The sequence below is a fragment of the Weissella sp. DD23 genome, from assembly GCF_001579105.1.
Classification (GTDB): Bacteria; Bacillota; Bacilli; order Lactobacillales; family Lactobacillaceae; genus Weissella; species Weissella cibaria.
The window spans coordinates 210,961-213,360 of record NZ_KQ970391.1; the positions used below are offsets into that span (position 1 = coordinate 210,961).

The following is a 2,400-nucleotide window of genomic DNA, read 5'->3' on the forward strand; positions in this document are numbered from 1 at the left end:
GAGGCACCGGTTGAAGCTGCACCAGTGGCAACGGAAGCGGTTGCCCCAGTAGCAACTGAAGAAGTAGCGCCAGTTGCTGAGACGGTGGCACCTGTCGAAGAAACGGCCGTTCAAGAAGTACCAGCTCAAGAGGCACCAGTTGCAGAAGTAGCGCCATCATATAATGCAGATATGTCAGTAAATGGTGCTAACACGTATCCTGCTGGACAATGCACGTGGTTCGTTAAGAATGCTTTGCCTTGGGTAGGAAACTACTGGGGTAACGCAGCGGACTGGGCTAACTCAGCAACTTACGCTGGTCGTTTAGTTGATACGAACCCTACAGTTGGATCAGTTGCGGTGATGGCACCAGGCGTTGGTGGATCAGGCGGATACGGTCACGTGGCTGTCGTTGTTGCCGTAAATGGTGACCAAATTACGATTGAAGAAGGTAACTACGCTGGTTTGTCATATAACTCACGTACCCTTTCAAAGGCCGGCATGATGTTTGTGCACTAATAGCAAATTTCACATACTTGTAAATTGAAATAAAGGTGTCTGAACCCTATTGGTTCAGGCATTTTTTATTACATTAAATATTACATTTTGTAATAAAACGTAATATTGTAGCCGGTTTTCACGTTTTCGCCGTGACATGTGTATCACGAAGGCAATGTAAAACAAGGAAATCCCTTGATATAACAGCATTTGTGTCTGCTTTCATTTTTTTAGTAACTGTTATACCAGTGTAACTAGGCCGTTAAATCAGGTTGATAGACTTTTTTATGGATAGAGGAAAGACGTTGCCGTAGCGACGCGCCTTAAATCGCATCAAGGGGATAATAAAGAATATGACAACTCAAAACATGACTAAGGGATGGTTTGTTGCTGCTGCAACGGCCGCCGCTGCAATTTTACCAATGACACACACAACGGCCGCTTCTGCTGAAGATTCAACTGCAAATAAGGCTGATGCAAACACAAACAAGGCTGCCTCATGGCGTGCTAAGACAGTTGACGACGTGAAGGCAGTTGTTTTGTCAGCTGGCACTGAATACAAGGTGCAAACGGGTGACACATTGTCAACGATCGCCCAAGCAACGGGAGAAAGCGTTGATGACATCGCGAAGGCTAACGGCTTGTCAGATGTTCACTTTATCACGGTTGGTGAGACGTTGAAGCTGACGCCAGCAGATAAGCAAGATAACAACTCTGCATCAGATGCGCTTAAGCAAGCAGCTGCCTCAGCTGACAAGGCTGCTAGTGCAGCTGCAAAAGTTGCAACGACTTCTGCAGCCGATAACACGCAATACACAAATACGGGTGCGGTTGCGTACGATGCAGCGTCACAACCCGCTGTTGCTGCGCCAACGTATGATACGACTGGTAACACTTACCCAGCTGGACAATGCACGTGGTTCGTTAAGAACGCTTTGTCATGGGTTGGTAACAACTGGGGTAACGCTTCTGGTTGGGGCGCCTCAGCTGCGGCAGCAGGTCGTGTAGTTGACGCAACGCCAGCTGCTGGTGCGGTTGCTGTCTTTGCACCTGGCCTTGATGGCGCTGGTGAATTGGGTCACGTTGCGGTTGTTGATTCTGTTAACTCAGATGGTACGATTACAATCTCAGAGGGTAACTATGCTGGATTGGCATACCACGTTCGTACGATTTCAGCTGCTGGCATCCAATTTGTCCACTAATAATAATGACGAAAAAACCGAGTCCATTTTTGGACTTGGTTTTTTAATTTGAAATGAAGGATTTGTTCTTGCAATTTTCCGAGCACTCTGTTAACTGCTTTGAAGCGCAGATGTAAACAACTGGCAATAATTATTTACTATACTTTTGTAAGTAGATTAAAAGAGAAGAAAATAGATAAGAAACGCTATAGGGAGAAAAACGATTCTTATGGAAAAAGTATCAGTAAATAAATCAATTAAAGGGATGGCCTTGACGACGGCTGCAGTTGCAGCAGCTGTCTTGCCATTTATGCACACAAATGCCGCATCAGCTGACGATTCAGCTAAGGGTTGGCGCAGTAAGACGGTTGACGAAGTGCGGACAACGGTTAAGGATGCTGGACGTGTATATGTTGTGCAATCTGGTGACACGTTGTCAACGATTGCAGCAGCGACGGATCGCAGTGTGGACGATATTGCGAAGCAAAATGACATTACGAATGCCAACATGATTGAAGTTGGGCAGAAGCTTGATTTGGTGTCAGAAGCACCAGCAACAAGTGTTGCGGCGTCAGTAGCACCAAGCGAATCGTCATTGGCCCCAGCTGCGTCATCTGTTGCGCCAGCCAGCTCAGTTGCTTCACAAGCATCATCAGCTAGTTCAGAAGCGCCAGTCGCAACGAGTGCAGCTACATCTACTGCGCCGGTTGCGACAGTTTCACCAGCCAGCGCGGACGCAACG

General features: G+C 47.1%; 3 protein-coding genes. All 3 read left to right on the forward strand.

Annotation, left to right across the window (positions count from 1 at the left end; genetic code table 11):
- A partial coding sequence (locus tag WEIDD23_RS03605; protein WP_156469563.1) for a CHAP domain-containing protein occupies positions 1-498 on the forward strand: 498 nt, incomplete at its 5' end.
- A gap of 332 nt (positions 499-830) precedes the next feature.
- A complete protein-coding gene (locus tag WEIDD23_RS03610; RefSeq protein WP_010372357.1) occupies positions 831-1,679 on the forward strand; it encodes a COG3942 and LysM peptidoglycan-binding domain-containing protein in 849 nt (282 codons plus the stop codon).
- A gap of 208 nt (positions 1,680-1,887) precedes the next feature.
- On the forward strand, positions 1,888-2,400 hold a 513-nt coding region (locus WEIDD23_RS03615; RefSeq protein WP_156469564.1), incomplete at its 3' end, for a M23 family metallopeptidase.